Genomic DNA, 20,404 nt, shown 5'->3' on the forward strand with positions numbered 1-20,404 from the left:
ATACCATACAACCATGCCAGGACACGGACCACTCGGCAGCACCGAATTCAAAGTAGAACTCGACGGCGTCGACGTCCCGGGCTTCCTCGAAGTGAAGCTCCCGACGCAGGAAGTCGACGAGTACGACTACCGCGAAGGCAACGAGGCAAAGCACAGCCGAAAGCTCTTCGGCGACGTTCGCTACTCGCCGCTGCAACTTGCACGCGGAGCCGACGAGAAGAACGACCAGCTCCGCAAGTGGCACAAGGCGGTCAAGGAGGGCAAAGAAGAGGAAGCACGAAAGGAGATCGCAGTCGTCCTCAAGAACTCGGCCGGCGAGTCCAAGATCCGCTACGAGTTCAGCCAGGCCTGGATCCGCGAGTACGAAGCGCCGACCCTCAACGCGCAGGCCGGCGGGGGATCCGAGGCCATCGCGGTCGAAAAGTACACCGTCGAGTTCGAGGAGATGGAGCGCAAGACGCTCTAATCAGCAATGAGTAACGATCCCGCTGCAAGCGAGCGCTCGTACTCGTACGAACGAACTCGCTACGACGATCGATGGCGGGTCGACACCGAGGGGTACCGTCACGTCGGTAGCGGCGCCGAACTCGTCGACAGCGTTACCATCACGTACGTAACCGACAACCGATGACCGAGCAAGCACTACAGACCGAGTTCGAATTTACGCTCCCGCGCGGGTACGTCGACGACGACGGCACCATGCACTCGGAGGGGCGGATGCGACTCGCGACGGCAGCCGACGAGATCCAGCCGCTACAGGACCCGCAGGTCCAGTCGAATCAGTCGTATCTGACGATCACGCTACTGGCGCGTGTCGTCACCGACCTCGGGACGCTGGAGACGGTCGACCGATCGGTGATCGAAAACCTGTTCGTGGCCGACCTCGAGTACTTGCAAGCCATGTACGAGCGGATCAACAATACGGGCAGGAACACGATCGGAACCGGCTGTCCGGAGTGTGGAACGGCCTTCGAAGTCGAGGTCACGACTGGTAGGCCGTTGCTCGACAGCGATGTCGACGAGACCACCGCGATGGAGGACGGTTCGTCAGCCGAAATGGACGGGGCGTTCGTTTCGGCCGGGGAGCAGACCGACGACGCGGATGTAACCGAAGAGACAGACGCCGCGGCGGGTGATGCGCCCACGGGAAATCCGACCGAGTGATCAGCATCTACGACCGCGAAACCCTCTTCGAGGAGGTCGCGTTCGTCGCCTATCACTTCGGCTGGAGCCGCGAGGAGGTACTGACCATCCCCCACTGGGAGCGCCACCGGTGGTGTGAGGAGATCAGCGCGATCAACGAACGGATGAACGAGAGCGACGACGCGACTGCCGAGACGGACAGCATCCTCGGCGGCGAGGGCGTCATTCAGAACTCGCTCGAGGACCTCTAGCGGTCCATCACGCAGTCCCTTACGAAGTACCCACGACAGATGTCATACACCGATACCGACTCGCCGTACTCGCAGTTCAACTTCGAGGTGCAGATCGACGACGAGCCCGTGGCGGGCTTTTCGGAAGTCTCCGGCCTCACGATGCAACTCGAGACGGTCCCCTATCAGGAGGGTGGCGTCAACGATCACGTTCACTCGCTTCCGGGGACGTTCTCGCACGCGGATCTGGTCTTACAGCGCGGCATGACCGAGGATACGTCGTTCTGGCGCTGGATTCAGGACGTCATGAGCGGCCAGATCGTCCGCAAGGACGTCGTGATCACACTCCAGGAAGGGTTTCAGAGCGAGAGCGTCTGGGGCTGGGAGTTCACCGGTGCCTTTCCGACGCGGTGGCAGGGCCCCGATCTCATCAGCGCCGACCGCCGGATGGCCATCGAGACGATCGAATTGACCTACGAACGCTTCGAGACCCTCTCGGGGCTCCCGGAGTAGTCGACTCTGGTCTTCTGGAGTAGCATCTCAGGCGTCCTCGTCGGGTGCGTGTCGCCCGACGCCCGTCTCTCGTTCTTCGACGCGCGTGAACGTCTCCTCGTTCAGCGACGGGATCAGGACGGGGCTGACGTCCACCGTCGCCGCGGACTGGTAACTGACGTCGCCCAACTGCGACCACAGCGAGACGAGATCTTCGAGCGGTTCGTCGACGATTCTGACCGAGAGCGGGGCGTCCTGCCAGAGCGCGGTCGTGCCCGCCGTCGGGTCGAGTTGGCCGAGGTCGTGAAAGAGCTGGAGGGCAGCCCCGAGGGTGTCCAGCCGGTCGGCGAGTTCGAGCCCGTCACCACCGTCGGTGGCGTCCTCGTCGTCGCCGACGCGCTGAGGCACGACGAGGTAGCGCACACTCACCGACAGCGGTGGGTCGACCCGCGTGGTGTCGTCGACGGTCGGATTGACGGACCCAGCGCGGTCGTCGCGCTCGATGCGGAACGGATAGAGTACCAGCTGTGCGTTCGAGAGGTCGTCGACGTCGGCCGGCGAGGCCACCACGATCCCTGCGGGATCGATCGGGTGCCACTCGGGACTCGCCCGCTCGCGAAGTACCTCGACGAGCAGCGAACTGACGTCGGTGATGGCGGTAAAACTCATTTGGACCGTCGCCTCCGGGCGTGGATGGCCTCCTTGCGCTCGCGTTCGGTCTCGCCGGCCAGGTGATCGAGATAGGGTTCGAAGTCGGCCTCCCGGATGGACTGATCGCGATCGCGCTTGTAGCGTTCGAGCGCCCGAACGACCAGCGGCTGGGTGATCGTCTCGGCGTTCTGCTCGGTGGCCCGCACGGCGATGTGTTTGGCGAGTTTGCTGATCTCCCCGCCACTGTACTCGAAGCCGGCCAGCCACTCGGTGTCGAGGTCCTCGATCGGCGTGTCCTCGGGGAACGCGTTCGCCCAGATTTCCGCCCGCGCGTCCTGGTCCGGTCGATCGAAGCGGATCGAGTGGGTGATCCGCCGGGCGAAGGCGGTGTCCATGTTCGTCGCGTAGTTGGTCGTCAGAACGACGATACCGTCGTAGGTTTCGATCCGCTGGAGGAGGTAGTTTACCTCGACGTTGGCGTAACGGTCGGTCGCGTCCGAGACCTCCGCGCGGTCGCCGAAGATCGAATCGGCCTCGTCGAACAGCAGGATGGTGTTGGACTGCTCGGCGGCCTCGAAGATCTGTTCGAGGTTCTCCTCGGTCTCGCCGATGTACTTCGAGACGACGGAGGAGAGGTCGATCTTGTAGATGTCCATCCCGACCGCGCTGGCGAGTACCTCCGCGGCCATCGTCTTGCCGGTCCCCGGCAGACCCTTGAAGAGTGCGACGACGCCGGCGGTGCCCTCGCGCTCGCGAAAGCCCCAGTCGTCGTAGATGGTCCCACGATTGGTGATGTGGGACTGGAGCCGGCGCAACTGGCGTTCGGTATCCTCGTCGAGTTCGATATCGTCCCAGGTGTGACGCGGCTCGATATGTTGAGCGAGGTCGTCGAGGGCATCCGAGGACTGGGCGCGACAACCCGCCCGCAGATGCTCGACGGTGAGATCGTCCGCGCCCGCGAGCGCTCGGGCGGTTGCCAGCGCGGCCTCGAGCTGGCCCTGCGTGAGGTCGAACGTGCTCGCGAGTGCTTCGGCGTCGGCGTCGAGATCGAGGCGGTCGAGCGCGTCGTGCCAGTACTGGCGGCGCTGGGCGATCGACGGCCGGTCGAATTCGACGATCGCGTCGACGGGTGAATCCCGGACGTTCGACGGCGTCCACTCCCGCCGGCCAGTGACGTAGACGTCGCCGTCGAAATCGGCGAAGCGTGCGAGGACCGCCTCCAGCGAGTGGTCCGTCTCGCGATCGTCGAAGGTGGCCGCGTCGGCGTTCGACAGGTGGACGGGCCGATCGAGCAGGGTCGCCTCGCGAACGAGTGCGTCCAGCGCGTCGGCAGCGAGTACGGTCCGGAGGTCGACCTGCAGGTAGCGGTCCGAATCACGGAGCGCCTCGACGGCACGGTGGGTGCCCGATCCGTCGGGGCCGTGGAAGTACACGCGACGGCCACCCTCGTCGCCGTCCGGCAGCGCGGCCAGTTCTTCCTGGAGTGCATCCCCGATGAGAAGATCACCTAGCGTCGTCCCTGCGGCAACCGTCCCGATGGACACGCCGGCGTCCCCGGAGGATTGCGCTTCGAGGTGCGCTTGCAGTACCGGATCGACACCGTCGTGGCCGAGAAGGTACGAGCGGATGCGCGGATCGGGTCGAATCGAGTGCTCGAGCCACGAGGACGATGCGTCGTCGGCTGGCTGGTCGAGCACCAGAAGATCGTGGGACACCAACGGCGAATCCGGCCCGACCAATTCCAGCGCGGTGACGAACTCGGCTGGCGTCTTCGCGAATAGGTCGGCGAGTAGCCCAACCGTCAGTCGTGATCTCGTGCTGTCGTCGTGTACCTCTCGATACAGCTGCGCTCCATCAGGATCGACATCCGGGAGAAGTGCCAGGAGGACGACGTCACGGTGCATATCCGCGAGGTCGAAGGCCTCGACGAGGGTTTCGAGGCGCAATTCGACGCCGTGTTGGCGCGCGTGAGCTCGCTTCTCCGCGAGTAACGATTGGGCCTCTCTGAGGTCGTCTCTATCACGAGACGGGAGTGCAAATTCCAGTTCGGTCGGTTCATCAACACTGGTAGTGTTCCCAGCACTGTCCTCGTCCATTTCGTGCCGGAGTGTCTGCCCATCAGTGGCTGCTGCGTATCGCTGTAGTAGCGTCTCGATTCGCTCGAGTTCATCGAGCAGGTGTTCGGTCGCGTTCTCGTAGGTCATAGTGTCCCACCGTTCCACCCCGTTGTACCGGTTTGGAGTGTGATGCAGGTGTATCTCACGAGCCAACGCAATGATAATTACGAATTTAGATCCTCCAAAGCTATCCGGCCGCTCGAAAGGAACAATCGTTATATGGGGGCGCGCCGAAGGGTCAATCAAGATGGCATTTCAATCTGCCAGGGCGAACGCCGACGATTCGGCGTCCGAGCGCTCGTCACCGGCGGGACAGTCACCGACGACGAAGTCGGACAGTGGTGGGGCGGCGGGGGTGGCAGCCACGCCGGCGACCGAATTCGGCCTCGGATACGCCGACGAGGTCGATGCCAGTCTCCAGCGACTCGCGAAGACCCACGGATCGGCCCAGGTTCACTCCTGGATCGACGAGGGTGTTCCCGTCGAGACGATGGGCACGACGCGCAGCATGGAGGCCTTCCGCGAGCGCCAGGCCGAGCGCCCGCCCGAAGTTCCAACGGACATTGAGCAACAGAACGAGGCATCGCTTCACCGGAGCAAGAAGGCCCAGTACGACACCGGAGCCGCCGGCGACGCCGGCGTGCCGAGTTCGGTGCGAGACGTCGTCTCCTCGCCGGGCACGGGCCTCGACGGCGACGTCAAGGCCGGACTCGAAGACCGCCTCGGCCAGAGTCTGGACCACGTCCAGGTCCACACCGGGCCGAAAGCCCAGGAAGCGTGCCAGGAAGTCAACGCGCGCGCGTTCGCCGTAGGCAATCACATCGCGTTCGGCCCCGGCGAGTACGATCCGGGCTCGCCGGAAGGCCAGCACCTCATCGCCCACGAGGTCGTTCACACCCTCCAGCAGCCCGACGCGGCGATCTCCATGATGCCCAAGACGCAGGTCGAGATGGAGGTCGATCCCGACCCCGCTGCCGAGCGCGAGGCCGACGACGTCGCGAGCCAGGTGATGCAGGGCGGCGATCTCGGCGTTGGCTCCATGCGCAGGACGGACGTCCATGTCCAGCGGGTCGTGAGTTCGGCCGGAGCGGCGCTGAGCGCGATGACGGACATGGTGAAGCTCAACCGCGACATCGAGCAGACCGAGAAAGAGATCGAAGCCCAGGAGTACGCCGGGATGGGCGCGACCGACGGGTCACTTTCCGAGCGCGTCGCCGCGCTCGAGGAGAACGTTCAAAAGCTCGGCCAGTACGTCTCAGAGCAAGTCGAACCACAGAACGCGGCCGGACCGGTCGCGAATATCGCGAGCAGAGAAGGCGTCTCGAAGACGGCCGGCATCGCCGCCGGTGGCGGCCTCATGGCCATGGGACTCGGTGGCCCGCTCGCCGCTATCGCAGCCGGCATGTTCGCCAAGGGCGGCACCGAGGCACTCTGGCAGTACGGCTCCGCGATGGGGAAGACGGCCGATCAACTGTCGGGAGGGAAGCTTTCGGAGTGGGGTAAGACGATGAAAAGCCACCTCCCCAAGAGTCTCGGTGGGAGTCAGGATGGCGACGACTTCGGTGGTAACGACATCAACGGAATTCGGTGATCAAAATGGAGGCCACAATCGTGGGAGAAAATGAGGAGGGAATTGGTGTCGATATAGTAGATAACAACACCGCAGAGCACGAGATTACCTTTGAAAAAGAGTCGTACGATATTGTCTATCACCACTGCGAAGCCTACCACGACAAGGCTGCTGAACGGACGCCTGAAGAGAACGAATACAGCAATCAAGCACGCCGATACGCCCAGTACTACGTCTTCCAGGAGCGCGGCTACGACACGGTAAAACCCAGGTACGAGAATCCGATACGCCTCCTACTCATCTGGCGTGCCGTCGACGAGATGGACCGCGACGAGTTCGAGGCCAACTTCGCAGACCTCTACCAGCAACTCAAGAGCTACCACGACGCTGGAACCGAGAAAGTCGTCCACGCGCCGGCCGACTCCCAGGGCGAGGACTACCACCTCTATCGGAAGGAACTCTACCTCGGCGTCGATCCCTTCGACACCGATCACGAAGCCGAGGCTCGTGAGTTGGCCGATCGCTACGGCCTCGGCATCAACCAGGACACCGTCAAAGAGACGCCCGTCGCCAGCCTCACCGCCGACGGTCTCGACGCCTGGACCGCCTTCGGCAAGGAATTCTTCGACCGCATCAGCGAGGATGATGTCACAGATCTCGTCGACGGTGCCTACGTCGATACCATCACCGAACTCCAGATTGCCTATCTCGACCATGACGGTCGCCGACAGGTCACGACTGCCATCGGTCCCGATAGAGAGCCGGACGCGATCGTCGAGATGCCACCCCTCGAGTGGGACTCGTTCGAGGAGTTCAGAGCTGGCGTCGAGTGGAATCTGATCTGCCGCATCCGCGATTGCTTCGTCCGGATGGGCGTCACACCACCCGAGGACTTTCAGGTCCTCGGCACCGGATCTGCCGAGGCGGTCGCCGCTTACGAGCGCGTCGATTTCTACCCGGACTACATCATGCCACAGGAAGACGGCACCTTCCACGGCAAGTTACACGACCGCTACTTCGGCGACGACTCGATTCTGGGGAGTGTCCGGTCACTGCTTGGCTAAGCTGACAACGATTTGGGTGATCTCCCCCGTCACGGTTCCAACTGCTACGACGCTCCCACCGGCTGCCAACGGGCTTTGGTTTACAACCTGCGTTGTCTGATCCGGGATTGCTATCCGCTGTGGCAGCACGCCGCCCGAGGACCTCCGAGTGCAGGCCCGGCTTTTACGAGACCGTCAGCCGAGACGAGCCGTACGACGGCCCACGAGAGCCCCTCGACACCCGGCTCGACGAGTACACCCGAGGCTCTGCTCGCCAGGGGCCAAACGAGGGAAACCGATCGAGCCAAATTTACCATTGAGTCGCGCGAATCGATCGCAGTTATCCCGTATTCACCATCAGTCCAACCCAATATGGACAGTATCTGAAGGCCCTGTCATCAGTAAATCAAAGTATTTATGCACGCATGAAAGTAGTATCCCGTAACGAAACATGTGTGACAAAGAGAACGACGGCCGGCGGCTTCCGGTCGATCGAGGGGGCCACGGGCGAACTGCGTTCAGATCGAATCCCGCAGCCGGGGGCGAAGGATGTCGTCGCCAGGGCGACGGGCGACGATGAGTGGAATGGGGCGGCTCGGGGGCGCCGTTCGCAAGCCGATTCGGGCGGTGGTGCGACCGATCGCCCCGGTCATCGTGGTCGGAGTCGTCGTGGCGCTGCTGGCGGTGGGAATCGGCATGGTAACGGACTGGGTGGAGCTGGTGCCGTCGACTACCATCCCGGTCGTCGAGTACCCACTCTCATCGACCACGGTGCTCTTTCTGATCGGGTTCGTCGTCGGGCTCGTCATCGGCACGATTGGGTTGTTGTATCGACGACACCGGACGGCGATTGCTGCCCGCTGGCGAGGCTACTCGACATGGGTCAAGTCGATGGTCGTCGGCCTCGTTTCGGCCCTCCTCGTGGCGGCGGATTTCACGATCGGCGTCGCGCTCGGTCGCGTTCCGGTGACGTCGCTGGTACTGGCCATCCTGCTCACCTGGCCGATCGTCGTCGGGCTGGTGCTTCTCTGGTACCGCCGCAGTCCACGGTCAGAGGGCCTCGGGGAGTCGGTTCGGACCGCGTACGTTCTCACCCGCGGACTCGAGCCGCGGACGCTGGCGGCGATCGTCAGTATCCTCACAGCGGTCGCAGTGGGACTGCTCGTCACGGAACTCGCTGACTGGTGGCTCGGAGGCGTCACGCGTTGGGTCCCCCTCGTGATCGCCAGTCTGACCTGGGTCGTGGTGACGCTGCTTGCCTACAACCGGTACGAGGGAGCACTGGCGGAACGAACGGATCTCACGATCGAATCGCTCCAGCCGTCGACCGAGCGGGAGACGACCGAACTCACCGTGGCGAACACGGCCGGACGGACGGTCGACCTCTCTTCGGCGCTGATTCGCGATACGGATTTGAACCTGTACCGGCCGGAGCTGGATGCGACGCTCAAGCCGGGCCAGCGCGCGACGTTCGAAATTACGGACGCGTTCGCACTCCCGCCGAATCACGACGCGATCGAACTGCCGCTCGGATACGATCTCAAACGCGGTGCCGAAACGCCCGCGATTTTCACGACCGATAGCGTCGTCCACCACCTCCAGTGGACGGACGAGGCGTCGGCGGTCATCGATCGTGATAGTACCACGCATCTCGCCGAGGATGTCGGCGGAGCAACCGGCGGCTCGAAGACGAGCACCGATCGAACCGCACCGGGCGGCGGTGACCCCGTCCGCCAGGACTAATCCCCGAACGCGAACGCCCAACCATCCATGCGACACCGCGATCCGCCAGTCGACGACGGGGACGAACCGAGTGAGTCAGTCATCCGAGATATCTCGATTGGATCGAGCTGGGGCCGGACCGATCGACAGGTGACCGATTTCAGCGACACCGAGTCCGACAGTGAGGAAGGACCGACTGCACGGCACGATACACCAGGAGTCGGCCGCCGGAGTCGATCGATAGCGAGTTTCGACCCATTGAGCCGTCGATTGGCCCAGCGGATACTCACGCGACGGGCCGGCGTCTCACTGGCCGTTCGGAGGGAGCGGACCGGCTCGACGCCGACAGCGGAGGGTGAGGCGCCACCAACCGTCGAAGAAACAGCGGCCGCCCCGCTGGGCGCACAGTTGGACCTACTATCAGGGTGGGGGCCAACCGATGGACCCGCGACGCCGGCGTCGACCGACGGCATCATTTCGTCGACTCGTGTCCGGTCCGGCGCACCCGATTCGGGTTCGACTGTCCCACCTGCGGGCAGCTCCGGGCCAGCGATGACCGGACGATCGGACTCGTTCGGAGGAGACGGCGCCGGTTCGAGTGCGTCGTCGAACGCACGGCATACTGATCCGCATGTTGCCACCGGTGAGAACGCACAGACGCCGACCGATCTCGGCGGGGCAGAATACAAGCGGGAAACGGGACGCGAACCCGGGACTGCACCCGAACTTGTCCCGAAGGTCGGGCCGGATGGTGATGGCTCGTCTGCAGCGCGCGACTCCCCCGGCGCCGACGCAGTAGGGCCAGTGAAACGTGTGTCGAACTGGGCGTCGGATAGAGTAGAACATGCGAGAGGGGTGCCGGACCGGACGACAGAGGCGATTCGGAACACGAAAACGGATTCCAATCGGCGAACGACGGCGGTGCGATCGAGAGTAGTCGATACGCGGGTCGACGGAGACACTTCAGCGAGAAATCGCACCAGCGAACCGGTATCACCCGTTGACCGGCAGCGGTCGACGGACGCGACGCCTCGCGCCAGCAGGAACGGGTCCGGAACGACGCCGAGCGTCGATGGGTCGGTGCGCGAAACGGAGGACGGCCGACGAATCGATGCGTCGATGGAGACGCCACAGACGCCCGGACCAGACCTCGGAGCGGTGATCGACCAGGGTCACGAGGGGCGCCGAGAAGGTATGCGGAGACTCGGCGGGGCCGGGTTCGTGCGACGCCACTATCGCACCCGGCGGTTAGAAACCAACGTCACGCAGCGGATGCAAACGTCGACCGCAGGCGTCGATGCGGACCGCAACGCGACGTTCGATCGCGGGCCGATCGACGGCCCCGTCGAACGAGACCGACGATCCGACGCGGCCCGGTCGACGGTACCGGCCGACGGTTTCGGAGGCCCGTCCATGAACGTGAGAGAGCGGGATCCCACGACTCGTTCAGCAGGCGCCAGGAGAGCCCCATCGAGCGCCGGCCCTGGCGGTCAGGGGGAACGACCGGCAGTCGGGCCACGACCCGCGGCCGCACTGGAGACGGGGTGGGGCGAGACGGAGAACGACAACAGTAGCGTGAATTCGACCGCCGAACCGTCGGCGCTACCGACACGCGGCAATGCTACTCCCGCGGGTCGGTCTCCGTCGGGGACACACGCAGTTCCCCAGAGCGGTCTGGCCGAAACTAGCATGGATACCCCCGTGAAGACACACGGTGAGGACCGATGGCTGGGTGCGGACCAGACAGGGCGGAGGAAACCCGATGGATCTGACGCGGTCACTGGAACGTGGCCTACCGTTCAGGGCCTTCGCGGATCTGGAGCCCACGAGACCACCACTACAGTCCCCCGCTCCGAGCGCGACACTCCCTCGTCCGTCGAAACCGCGTCGAGCGGACCCGACAGCACGCGGCGTGGACGCGCCACCGACGACGCAGCAGGCCCGGGCCCATCGCCGTCTGGGAGCGGAATTGAGCGGCGAAGAGGGCCGATCGCACACCTCTCGGGAGTTCGGCAAGACACAGAGGCCGGACGGTCACAGTTGCGGCCGAATTCGGGTCACGGGATGCGAAGTAGCGTCCGCGTTGCACCCGGCCGTGGGGACGGACCGCCTCAGCGGGTCGAGCGGACGCGACGTCGAAGCAGTTCCGAACCGGGGATGGACTCCGGCGACGGCGAGAATACACGCCCGGCCAGATTCAGTAGTCTCGAGACACCGACGACGCAGGATTCGGCGGCGGGTCTGACCGACGACGTAACCGGGGTCGGAGCACTATCGGGCTTCGATGTCGCGGACGAACGCCGTCCCGTCGATGGCCAGTTGACCCCGGCGCTACCGTCCGGAACGGCTCCGACCGACTCCCGTCCGGGGGCGACAGTCGGGGGAAGCCAACAAAGCAGTCGGCTCGGTACTCGAAGCGGCGTCGACGCCCACCGGGTCGAAGGGGAGCGGTCTGGTTCACGTTCGGCGAACGACTCAGCGGGCGAGGTTTCGGTGTCCGAATCACAGGCTCTCCGCTCGAGAAACGCATCACGGAGCCACGGACCAGAAGGCGACCGCTCGCCCGGATGGGCCGGCGTTCGAACGGCGACACCAGCCGAACGGACGCCGATGGATGCCGGACCCGACCGGGTGGTCGAAGAGACGGCTGTGACGACTCACAGCAATGCGAACCGCCGGCGATCGATCGCGCGTCTCGCACAGTCCGGCACGACGGGGCAGGCTACAACGACAGCTTCCGGCCCAGGAGACGTCGAAACTGGACGATTCCCACGACCGCCCAGAGAGGCGGCGCGAAGCGAAAAGAACGTGCGAACTGAAGTGATGCGTACCCGGACAGAGTCTCCACCCGCCGACGATTCGAACCGGTTCGCTCGGCCGCCACGGCAACCGTCGTCCGCGCACCCGGATACGCCAGCCGCCCACCGCGTTCGGATCGCGAATCGATCGAGGAAGACGAAACCCGATGAAACAGGACGTGTCACGCATGCCGAACCGAACGGGCAACCGGGTGGTGAAGGCGCATCCGGAATCAACGCTCACACCGGTGGAGAACGTCCGTTCACCGGTGATGCAAGGACGGATATCAGTAGCGCCACGACGGACAAGAGCCGTGGGAGACTCGGTCGGGATCGTTCCTCGGCTCAGTGGAGTGAGAGGGGAGCGTCGAGTGAGCGTGAGACTCCGATCGGCTTGCGGGACGGGGTGGGGACCACCACCGATCTGGGAGGGGTCCGTGTGGACGAACGCCTGTCCGGGAGCACCGAAGCGTCCCGAGCGGGTCCGGTTAGCGTGACGGCGGAGAGCGACTCGCCTGAAAGGGATGGCTCGGTCGCCGAGTCGTGGGACCGTGGTGGCTCGGTTGCCGAATCGCCGGTGGGGCGCTCTGCCGGGGACGGTCCCGGGCGCGCTGGGAAGCGCCGCAGGGACCCGGTTACATCGACGCGGCAATCGAGGCCCGCAGGGGACGGAGTCCGAGCAAGGAGCGTTCCCCCGACTCTCCTCGATCGAGACCGGGACGAAACGGCGACGTTCAGTGACGGAGCGGTCCGGTCGGGCACCACCCCATCGACCGACCCAATCAGGGGCGGCGGTCGCCTCGGCAATCTGCCGTCGCCACCGGATAGCACGGCCCCTCGTGACACCGGAGGTTCACGGCCACCGAACCGACCTGACGCTTCGGGGCCGGGACGGATCACCCGACGAGGGGACGCCGACCGACGGACGAAAGCGTCGACCGACGATTCCACTCGACGAATCGGCCACCGATCCGGATCGCCGACCGACAGGTTCCGACCGACGGGACAGTCCGTGTCAGCCGGGAATGAAGAGACAACCCAGATCGAGGCTGCGGCGAGTAGACAGGAAACGGAAACCCCTGGAGCGGACGGGAGTGAATCTACGGGCCCGGCGACGGTGACCAGAGCGAGGAGTGAACCGATGGCACCGACCCCGCAATCGAACCGGTCGATGGGGCGGAGTCCGAGTTCGATGATTCGACCCATCGCCGTGACGACCCGATCGAGGGACACGAACGCCCCACGCCGTCCCACGCCACGACGCACCGGTCCCTCGGCGTCGCCCAGTCGCGAAGACGAAAGCGACAAATCCAGTCCGCATTCCCCGATGGTGACCAGGGATCGACGGGTCCGGACGGGTGGATCGAATGCAACAGCTACTCACGGCGGCGAGGCAGGCCAAGCGGGCTCATCGAGATCGGGAGCGCCGGCCCAAGCGAGCGATACCGACCGACCGAGGGTGCGGTTGGCCGCGGCGGTCGCCTCCCGCAGTTCCGTGGCCCGGACGGCGGGTGTCGAACCGGGTCAGGCGGACCAGGTGTCCGACACCGGCCACGAGCCGCCGAACACCGCAGCGAAGACGGAGACTGCGGACACGTCGCCCGGTGAATCGCCCTCTCGTACGACGTCGAAAATGGTTAGATATAACACAATCGGGCGTGATGAGAACGGTACGACGACGAACACCGATCGATCGCCCGCGATGGTGTACCGGACCCCGGATTCCGCCAGTCGCTCCGTCAAGACGGACGAATCGGAGACCCCGCAATCGGCCGGCCCCGATCGGGACCGTGGCAGCCCGGCACGATCGCATGCGCGTGACGGAACGATCGATCCGGATCGCGACCGGGCGCACGGGCCGGGGGCGTCGGCTGAAACAGCGATCGACCCAACGGTTCGTCGGGAACGGCGACTGCACGAAGTGCGAGGCGGGGACGATCGCGGTGATGGGGCCGCCGATCGATCATCGGTCGGACGCCAGTCGGTCGACGGAACGTCGATCGATCGACCGCGGTCGCCACGCGCCACGGAGCCGGATGCAGAACGCCAATCGGCTCGCTCCGAGAGGGACGCACGGCAACCCGACAGGGGTCGTCGTGATGTGGGGATCGCGGACGACGGGTTCCACTACGAGGCGGACGTCGATCGCGTGGTCGAACGGCTCTATCGAAAGCTCGAACGAAAACGGCGCATCGAGCGCGAACGGAGGGGTAAACGATGACAACAGGCGGGAAATTAGAAAAGGCCCAGATCAGCATCCTGAACGGGAAGGCACAGGGGGAGACGATCGAGTGTAAGTTCAATCCGAACTCGTATACACTCGAAAAGAGTGTGAACTACGGCGAGTTGAAGGCGACGGGATCGGGCGCATCGATCATGCAGTTCGTCGACGGCAACGCGGAGACGCTGTCGATGGAGCTGTTCTTCGATACGACCGATAAGATGGGGTCGGAGAACGCGTCGAACGAACAACTGGACGTTCGAACGCAGTATACCGACTACATCGACCTGCTGCTGTCGGTCGACGGTGAACTCCACGCACCGCCGGTCTGTCGATTCGTCTGGGGCGACGGAATCGACTTCACCGCGCTGGTCGAGCGTGCGAACAAGCAGTTCACCAAGTTCCTCCCGAGTGGGATTCCCATTCGGGCCCGGGTCTCCATCGTGTTTACGGAGTTCAAGACGGCCGACTACCACAAATCGGAGGTGTCACCCGAGTCGACCGACAAGACGAAAGTCTGGACGGTGAACGAAGGCGATACGCTCTGGTTGATCGCGAGTGAAGAGTACAGTGACGCATCCCACTGGCGAACGATCGCCTCGCACAACGACATCGAGAACCCGCGAGCGATCGAGCCGGGCACTCGCCTCGAACTTCCGCCGCTGTAACGATGAGCGGAGCATCCGAGACGAGCGAGTGGCTGTGCGGTGATGGGGTAGCGAATTCGGGCGGAGTGAGAACGCAGAACGGTCGTACCCGGGGTCGACTGAATAGGAAGGTAAGCCGATGAGCCAGATCGACAATCACCCGCGATACTCGCCACGGTTCCGCGTCTCGGTGGGCGGCGAGACCTTTCAGGAGCCGGGTGGCCGAATCGCCGACCTGGTGGTCGAAACGTCCTACGAGGGCGCCGACCGGTTCTCGTTTACGTTGAATTATCCGTTCGACGAGGAACTCGACAAATTCGCCGGCCTGTCGTGGGACGATTTCGAGATCGGAACCGACGTCGATATTTCGATGGGGTACGGTGCCGACGGGGAGCTAACCGAGTTGCTGACCGGGAAGATCCACTCGATCACCGGGGAGTTCACCGTCGATCGGGGCCCGTCGACCCAGATCACCGGATACGGGTTGCTGAGAGAGATGATGCAGGGGACCCGCTCCGATTCCTGGAGCGAGACGACGATCGGCGATGCCGTTAAAGATGTGCTCGGACGCTACTCGTTCGCGACGGTCGAGATCGACGGTGCCGACGTCAAACGCGAGAAGTTGATTCAAAACGGCTGTAGTGACTACCGGTTCGTCGACGACCTGGCGAGTACCTACGGCTTCGAGTTTTTCGCCGAGCGAGATACCGTCAAGTTCGTCCCGCGCTCGTCTGCGGTCACCGAAACCCCGGTGACGGAACTGTGGTATGGGGAAGAACTTCACGACTTCTTCGGCGAGGTGATCCAGCAGCGAGAGACCCAAGAGGTGGAGGTCCGATCGTGGGACGTCGACAACAAATCGGAGATCGTTGCGACCGCGGGCGGTTCGGACGCGAAACACAAGGAGGTATTCAGAGTGCCAGCACTGTCACGCGACGAGGCCGAACAGATCGCAGAGACCAAACTGAACCACTACTCGGAGGCCCTCGTGCAGGCCCACGGCGAAGCCGATGGGATCCCGGAGATCCGTGCCGGGCAGACGATCGAGTTGGCGGAACTCGGTGAGAAGTTCTCCGGGACGTATCACGTCACCAAAGCCGTCCATCGGATGGGAGAGATGGGCTATCGCACGACGTTCGAAGCGACGGAGGTGGCCGCATGAGTCGTCCGGGCGTCTTCGACGGTGAAACTCCTGACGGGGGGATGCAGGGCGTCGTCGTCGGCATCGTCACGGATAACGAGGATCCGAAGGACCTCGGCCGCGTGAAGCTCCGGTTCCCCTGGCGGGACGCCGACGACGAGAGTTACTGGGCCCGTCTGGCCGTTCCCATGGCCGGCACGGAGTACGGGACGTATTTCCTCCCCGAAGTCGACGACGAAGTGCTCGTCGCGTTCGAAAACGGAGATATTCACAATCCATACGTCGTTGGCGCACTCTGGAACGGGACACAGCGGCCGCCACAGAAAAACGACGGCGCGAACGATACTCGCGAAATTAAATCGCGCAGCGGCCACCGCCTGGCGTTCGACGACGCGGACGACGGGACCGTCACAATCGAGACCAGCGCCGGTCACGAGATTCACATCGACGACGGCAAGGACACGATAACCCTCCGGGACAAGAGTGGCTCGAACGAGATCTGTCTCGACGGGGCGTCGGATAGCATCTCGGTCGAGGCTGCTGGCGACCTGGATCTGTCGGCGAAGAACATCACACTCGAGGCCGACAAATCGGTGACGATCGACGCCGGAACCAGCGTCGACGTGTCGAGTCGCAACGCGGTCGACCTCAGCGCCAAGGGGCAGCTCTCGGTCGGTTCGAACGGGGTGATGAAACTGAACGCGACGGGGCCGCTGTCGGTCAAGGGGGCGATTATTCGACTCAACTGAATCGGACGGACACAGGTAGAAACATATATTCATCTTTGGATACAGATAATACTATATGAAACCCGCTGCACGACTCGGCGATCAGACCGCACACGGGACGCCGCTTACGGGAACGGGGAGTCCGAACGTACTCATCGGCGGGCGCCCGGCCTGGCGGTCGATCACCGACGTACATAGCTGTCCGCTTACCACGGGCCCGGTTCCGCACGTCGGCGGTCCGGTATTGAAGGGGAGTACGAGCGTGTTGATCAACAATATGCCGGCAACGCGTCTCGGCGACTCGATCGTCGAGAGCGGGCCGCCGAACACCATCGTCGCCGGCTGTCCAACGGTCTTGATCGGCTAGGCAGATGGCTGACGACTTTATCGGAACCGGCTGGTCGTATCCGGTCACGACGGACAATCAGGGCGATATCGCGGTCTCGGAGAGCGAGACGGATATCGAGGAATCCATCAGGATCATCCTCGGGACCGCCAAGGGTGAACGCGTGATGCGCCCGGAGTTCGGCTGTGACATCTACGAGCACGTCTACTCGACGGCGTCGCCGGTGACGCTCAATCTTATCGAGAGTAGCGTCGAGGAGGCACTGGTCCGGTGGGAACCCCGGATCGACGTCGAAGACATCACCGCCCGCCGTGACGAGGACGAACCCAATCGGATTCTGATCGAGATCGAGTACTACGTTCGGACGACGAACAGTCTGGCGAACATGGTGTATCCGTTCCACATTACCGAGGGCGATGGATGAGGGCCGAAACCGATGAGTGAGAGCCCACCCACGATCGACGAGAGCGACCGCGAACGCCGATTCGAGGAGTTACGTGCGCGGACCGACCGGTACGTCGAGGAGTGGGATCCGGATCACGCGGACGTTGGACTCACGCTCTTGCGGATTTTCTCGACGTTCGAACACGACGTCCGGCAGCGACTCAACGACCTGCCGCGCAAACACCACCTGGCATTCCTCGATGCGCTGGGATTCGATCGGCGTCCTCCACAGGCGGCCCGGACGCCGCTGCGGTTTTCGCTCTCCGGCGATCTCGACCGAAACGTTCGGATTCCGGGTGGAACCGCAGCCGTCGCAGACGATCCGGACGCCGGCACGGTCCAGTTCGAACTGTCACGGGACGGCGGGTTCGAGGCCACGCCAGCAGCGATCGAGCACGTGATGGCAGTCGACCCGGCGCGCGACAGTATCGTCGATCACGGCCGCTTGCTCGACGGAGCGGCGGTCTCACTCTTCGAGGGAACGAACCAGCAGCGACATCGCTTCTACGTCAGTCACGAAACTGGCTTGCAGTTGGCGGGCGGGTCGACGTTTACGCTGCACGTTCGGACCGACGCCGACAGGGGGCAGCTGTTCGACGACGGTATCTGGGAGTATTACGGCGAGGACGACTCGGGAACGACCGGCTGGCACCGGCTGCGCGTTCCCGCCGACACTCCTGGGGATGGCGCCGTCGACGTCGAGGCGCTGCGCGAACGGTTTGCCTCACACGTCGAATCGGCGGAGAGAGAAGCCGGCCTCCTGAGCCAGCCGTTCGAACTGCCGGGACCGACGGTAGCGACGACGGTCGGTGAGGTCGATTCTCGATGGCTCCGCTATCGGGTTCCGGCCGGCGAACCGATTCCGGCGATCGAGATCGACGAGATTGCCATCGAAATCAGCCGAGCTGACGCCGACGGTGTGCGTGAACCGGACGTCATGCTCTCGAACGACGTCCCGATCGATCCGGCGGCGTCGACGATCAGACCGTTCGGACGACTCCCGCAACCGCCGGCGACCTGCTTCATCGGGTGTCAGGAGGCCTTTACGAAGCCGGGGGCGACGGTGACGCTTCGGTTCGGCGAAGCGTCCGAGAGCGCAGCCGAGGCGGCGACTGAGCGGGCTGACGAATCGGGTGCGGCCGAGTCCGATCCGGTCTCGATGGGCGTCCTCGACGGGCCACCGGAGCTTTCCTGGGAGTACTGGAACGGTGACGGCTGGACCCGACTGGCCGACTGTCGAGACGGGACCGAGGCGTTCAGACACGCCGGAACCGTCGAATTCGAAGTGCCTGACGATATCGAAGCGACGGCCGTCTCGGGCCACGAAAGCGTCTGGATCCGGGCCAGGCTCGTCGACGGGACCTACGGTCGCCCGCAGTACGATCCGTCGGTCGAGACGGACGCAGACCGCGTCGTCGGTGGGCCGTCCGCACCGGCATTTGGGAGCGTCCAAATCGCCTACGAGCTCGAACCACAGCCGTTCGAGCGGTTCTACACCGAGAACAACGGCTCGATACGGTCGACCCGCCCGACAGCGGGCGAGCCCGTCGTTCCGTTCGCCGAACTGCCGGACGACGAACAGACGCTGTACGTCGGATTCGATCACCCGCTCGAGAACGGGCCGCTCTCGCTGTTTGTCGCCATCGACGATCGCATCTATCCGCGCTCGTTCGACCCCGGTATTCAGTGGGAGTACTGTCCGGATCCGTCGACGATGGAATGGGAGAAACTCGAATTCGACGACGGGACCGACGGCCTGACCGAGCGGGGAACGGTCGAGTGGACCCTCGCGACGCCGACGGAATCGTTCGACCTGTTCGGTCGGTCGGCACACTGGATTCGCGCCCGCGCGAGCACGGACGCGTTCGACGCCGGTGAGGGATCGACCGCGAGTGAGCCGCCGACAGCCGACGGGAATCACAGCCGATCGCGGTCGCCGCCGACGGTCGATACCGTCGCCGTGAATACGGCCTGGGCGTACAACACCGTGACGATCACCGACGAGGTGCTCGGTTCCAGCGACGGCTCGCACGACCAGTCGTTCGTCTGTTCGCAGGCGCCGATCATCGAACTGACGCTGTGGGTCGACGAGTTCGAAACCCTCTCTGCGGGCGAACGACGCCGGCTCCGCGAGCGCCGGCCGGACGACGTCGAGGAGGCGTACGATTCGCGGGGCGAGCCCGAAGCGTTCTGGGTGCGGTGGGAGGCCGTCGAGGACTTCCTCGATTCGGGGCCGCAGGATCGCCACTACGTCGTCGACCGAACCCAGGGAACCGTTCAGTTCGGCGGTGGCGACACCGGTCGAATCCCGCCGCGTGGCGTCGATAACGTCAAGGTGAGCTATACGACCGGCGGAGGAACCGACGGGAACGTCGACGCCGGCGCCGTCACCGATCTCAAGAGTTCGGTTTCCATGGTCGAGTCGGTGACGAACCCGTTGCCGGCAGACGGTGGCACGGACGTCGAATCGACCGAAACGCTCGTTCACCGCTCGAGTACGCGATTGAAACATCGCAACCGCGCGGTGACGGCAACCGACTACGAGGCGCTGGCCCAGGCCAGATTTCCGGAACTGGCGCGGGTCTCGTGTCGGCCGGCCGGCGAGTCGGGCCAGCAGGTGACCGTGCTGATCGTTCCGGACAGCGAGCGCGAAAAGCCCGTTCCGCCCCGAGCACTCAAACACCGCGTCCGGGAGACGCTCCTCGAACACGCCCCGGCCGGGTTCGTCGCCGGCGACGAGTCGGCCCTCGTAGTCAGTGGGCCGGGATACGCACCGCTATCGGTCGATCTCACGGTTCGAGCCGCCGGCGTCCGGAGCGTCTCGGCGTTGAAAAATCGGATCGAATCGAGTCTGGACGACTACCTGCACCCGATCGCAGGCAATCACGGGGAGGGATGGTCGTTCCAGGCGCTGCCGGACCTGGCGTCGCTCTCGGCCGTCGTCGAGGGACTCGAGGCCGTCGGTTCGATCGTCCACCTCGATGGGACGGTCAGCGTCGGCGAGACGGCGTACGATCTCGCCGAGTCGGATGGACGCCCGTCGCTTCCCGAGGATACGCTGGTCTGTAGCGCCAGCCACGACATCACTGTTCGGACGGAGGGTGCCTGACG

Annotated in this window: 16 protein-coding genes; 14 read left to right on the forward strand and 2 right to left on the reverse strand. The window is 64.3% G+C overall.

The genetic code is table 11. The features are described 5' to 3' along the window. The first annotated feature begins 13 nt into the window (after nucleotides 1-13). Genes cis1 through cis5 form a run of 5 tightly spaced genes read left to right on the forward strand, consistent with a single transcriptional unit; the run spans nucleotide 14 to nucleotide 1,886 of the window. Nucleotides 14-466 (forward strand): CIS1 family contractile injection system inner tube protein, encoded by a 453-nt coding sequence (gene cis1, locus MXA07_RS15615; RefSeq protein WP_247729521.1) that lies wholly within the window; start codon nucleotides 14-16, stop codon nucleotides 464-466. Between the two features lie 6 nt (nucleotides 467-472). After that, nucleotides 473-631, forward strand: coding sequence for a hypothetical protein (locus MXA07_RS15620; protein WP_247729522.1), 159 nt, complete (start codon nucleotides 473-475; stop codon nucleotides 629-631). Then, complete coding sequence (locus tag MXA07_RS15625) at nucleotides 628-1,164, forward strand: hypothetical protein (protein WP_247729523.1); 537 nt, start codon at nucleotides 628-630, stop codon at nucleotides 1,162-1,164. The genes MXA07_RS15620 and MXA07_RS15625 overlap by 4 nt, the downstream gene beginning before the upstream one ends. After that, a complete protein-coding gene (locus tag MXA07_RS15630; RefSeq protein WP_247729524.1) occupies nucleotides 1,161-1,394 on the forward strand; it encodes a DUF6760 family protein in 234 nt (77 codons plus the stop codon). Before MXA07_RS15625 ends, MXA07_RS15630 begins: the two co-directional genes overlap by 4 nt. Before the next feature lie 39 nt (nucleotides 1,395-1,433). Continuing rightward, nucleotides 1,434-1,886, forward strand: a complete 453-nt coding sequence (cis5, locus tag MXA07_RS15635) for a CIS5 family contractile injection system inner tube adaptor (protein ID WP_247729525.1) — start codon at nucleotides 1,434-1,436, stop codon at nucleotides 1,884-1,886. A 27-nt stretch (nucleotides 1,887-1,913) separates the two neighbouring features. Here cis5 and MXA07_RS15640 read toward each other — a convergent pair whose 3' ends face one another. Further along, complete coding sequence (locus MXA07_RS15640) at nucleotides 1,914-2,534, reverse strand: Pvc16 family protein (protein WP_247729526.1); 621 nt, start codon at nucleotides 2,532-2,534, stop codon at nucleotides 1,914-1,916. Next, nucleotides 2,531-4,720 (reverse strand): ATP-binding protein, encoded by a 2,190-nt coding sequence (locus tag MXA07_RS15645; RefSeq protein ID WP_247729527.1) that lies wholly within the window; start codon nucleotides 4,718-4,720, stop codon nucleotides 2,531-2,533. Before MXA07_RS15645 ends, MXA07_RS15640 begins: the two co-directional genes overlap by 4 nt. A 160-nt stretch (nucleotides 4,721-4,880) precedes the next feature. On the opposite strand from MXA07_RS15645, the gene MXA07_RS15650 reads away from it, so the two are divergent. The 9 genes from MXA07_RS15650 (at nucleotide 4,881) to MXA07_RS15690 (ending at nucleotide 20,402) form a co-directional block, all read left to right on the forward strand. Continuing rightward, entirely contained in the window at nucleotides 4,881-6,224 is a 1,344-nt protein-coding gene (locus MXA07_RS15650) for an eCIS core domain-containing protein (RefSeq protein ID WP_247729528.1), read from the forward strand. A gap of 5 nt (nucleotides 6,225-6,229) precedes the next feature. Further along, nucleotides 6,230-7,267: a DUF7958 family protein gene (locus MXA07_RS15655; RefSeq protein WP_247729529.1), complete on the forward strand. Its 1,038-nt coding sequence runs from the start codon at nucleotides 6,230-6,232 to the stop codon at nucleotides 7,265-7,267. A 555-nt stretch (nucleotides 7,268-7,822) separates the two neighbouring features. Beyond that, a complete protein-coding gene (locus MXA07_RS15660; RefSeq protein WP_247729530.1) occupies nucleotides 7,823-8,989 on the forward strand; it encodes a hypothetical protein in 1,167 nt (388 codons plus the stop codon). A gap of 4,994 nt (nucleotides 8,990-13,983) precedes the next feature. Beyond that, entirely contained in the window at nucleotides 13,984-14,655 is a 672-nt protein-coding gene (locus MXA07_RS15665) for a CIS tube protein (RefSeq protein WP_247729531.1), read from the forward strand. Nucleotides 14,656-14,773: 118 nt separating this feature from the next. After that, complete coding sequence (locus tag MXA07_RS15670) at nucleotides 14,774-15,796, forward strand: phage late control D family protein (RefSeq protein ID WP_247729532.1); 1,023 nt, start codon at nucleotides 14,774-14,776, stop codon at nucleotides 15,794-15,796. Next, nucleotides 15,793-16,524, forward strand: a complete 732-nt coding sequence (locus MXA07_RS15675) for a phage baseplate assembly protein V (protein ID WP_247729533.1) — start codon at nucleotides 15,793-15,795, stop codon at nucleotides 16,522-16,524. Before MXA07_RS15670 ends, MXA07_RS15675 begins: the two co-directional genes overlap by 4 nt. Before the next feature lie 55 nt (nucleotides 16,525-16,579). After that, nucleotides 16,580-16,870 (forward strand): PAAR domain-containing protein, encoded by a 291-nt coding sequence (locus tag MXA07_RS15680; RefSeq protein WP_247729534.1) that lies wholly within the window; start codon nucleotides 16,580-16,582, stop codon nucleotides 16,868-16,870. A gap of 4 nt (nucleotides 16,871-16,874) precedes the next feature. Next, entirely contained in the window at nucleotides 16,875-17,273 is a 399-nt protein-coding gene (locus MXA07_RS15685; protein ID WP_247729535.1) for a GPW/gp25 family protein, read from the forward strand. Nucleotides 17,274-17,285: 12 nt separating this feature from the next. After that, on the forward strand, nucleotides 17,286-20,402 hold the full coding sequence (locus MXA07_RS15690; protein ID WP_247729536.1) for a putative baseplate assembly protein: 3,117 nt from the start codon (nucleotides 17,286-17,288) through the stop codon (nucleotides 20,400-20,402). Nucleotides 20,403-20,404 lie beyond the last annotated feature (2 nt).

The organism is Halovivax limisalsi (genome assembly GCF_023093535.1).
GTDB classification, from domain to species: Archaea; Halobacteriota; Halobacteria; order Halobacteriales; family Natrialbaceae; genus Halovivax; species Halovivax limisalsi.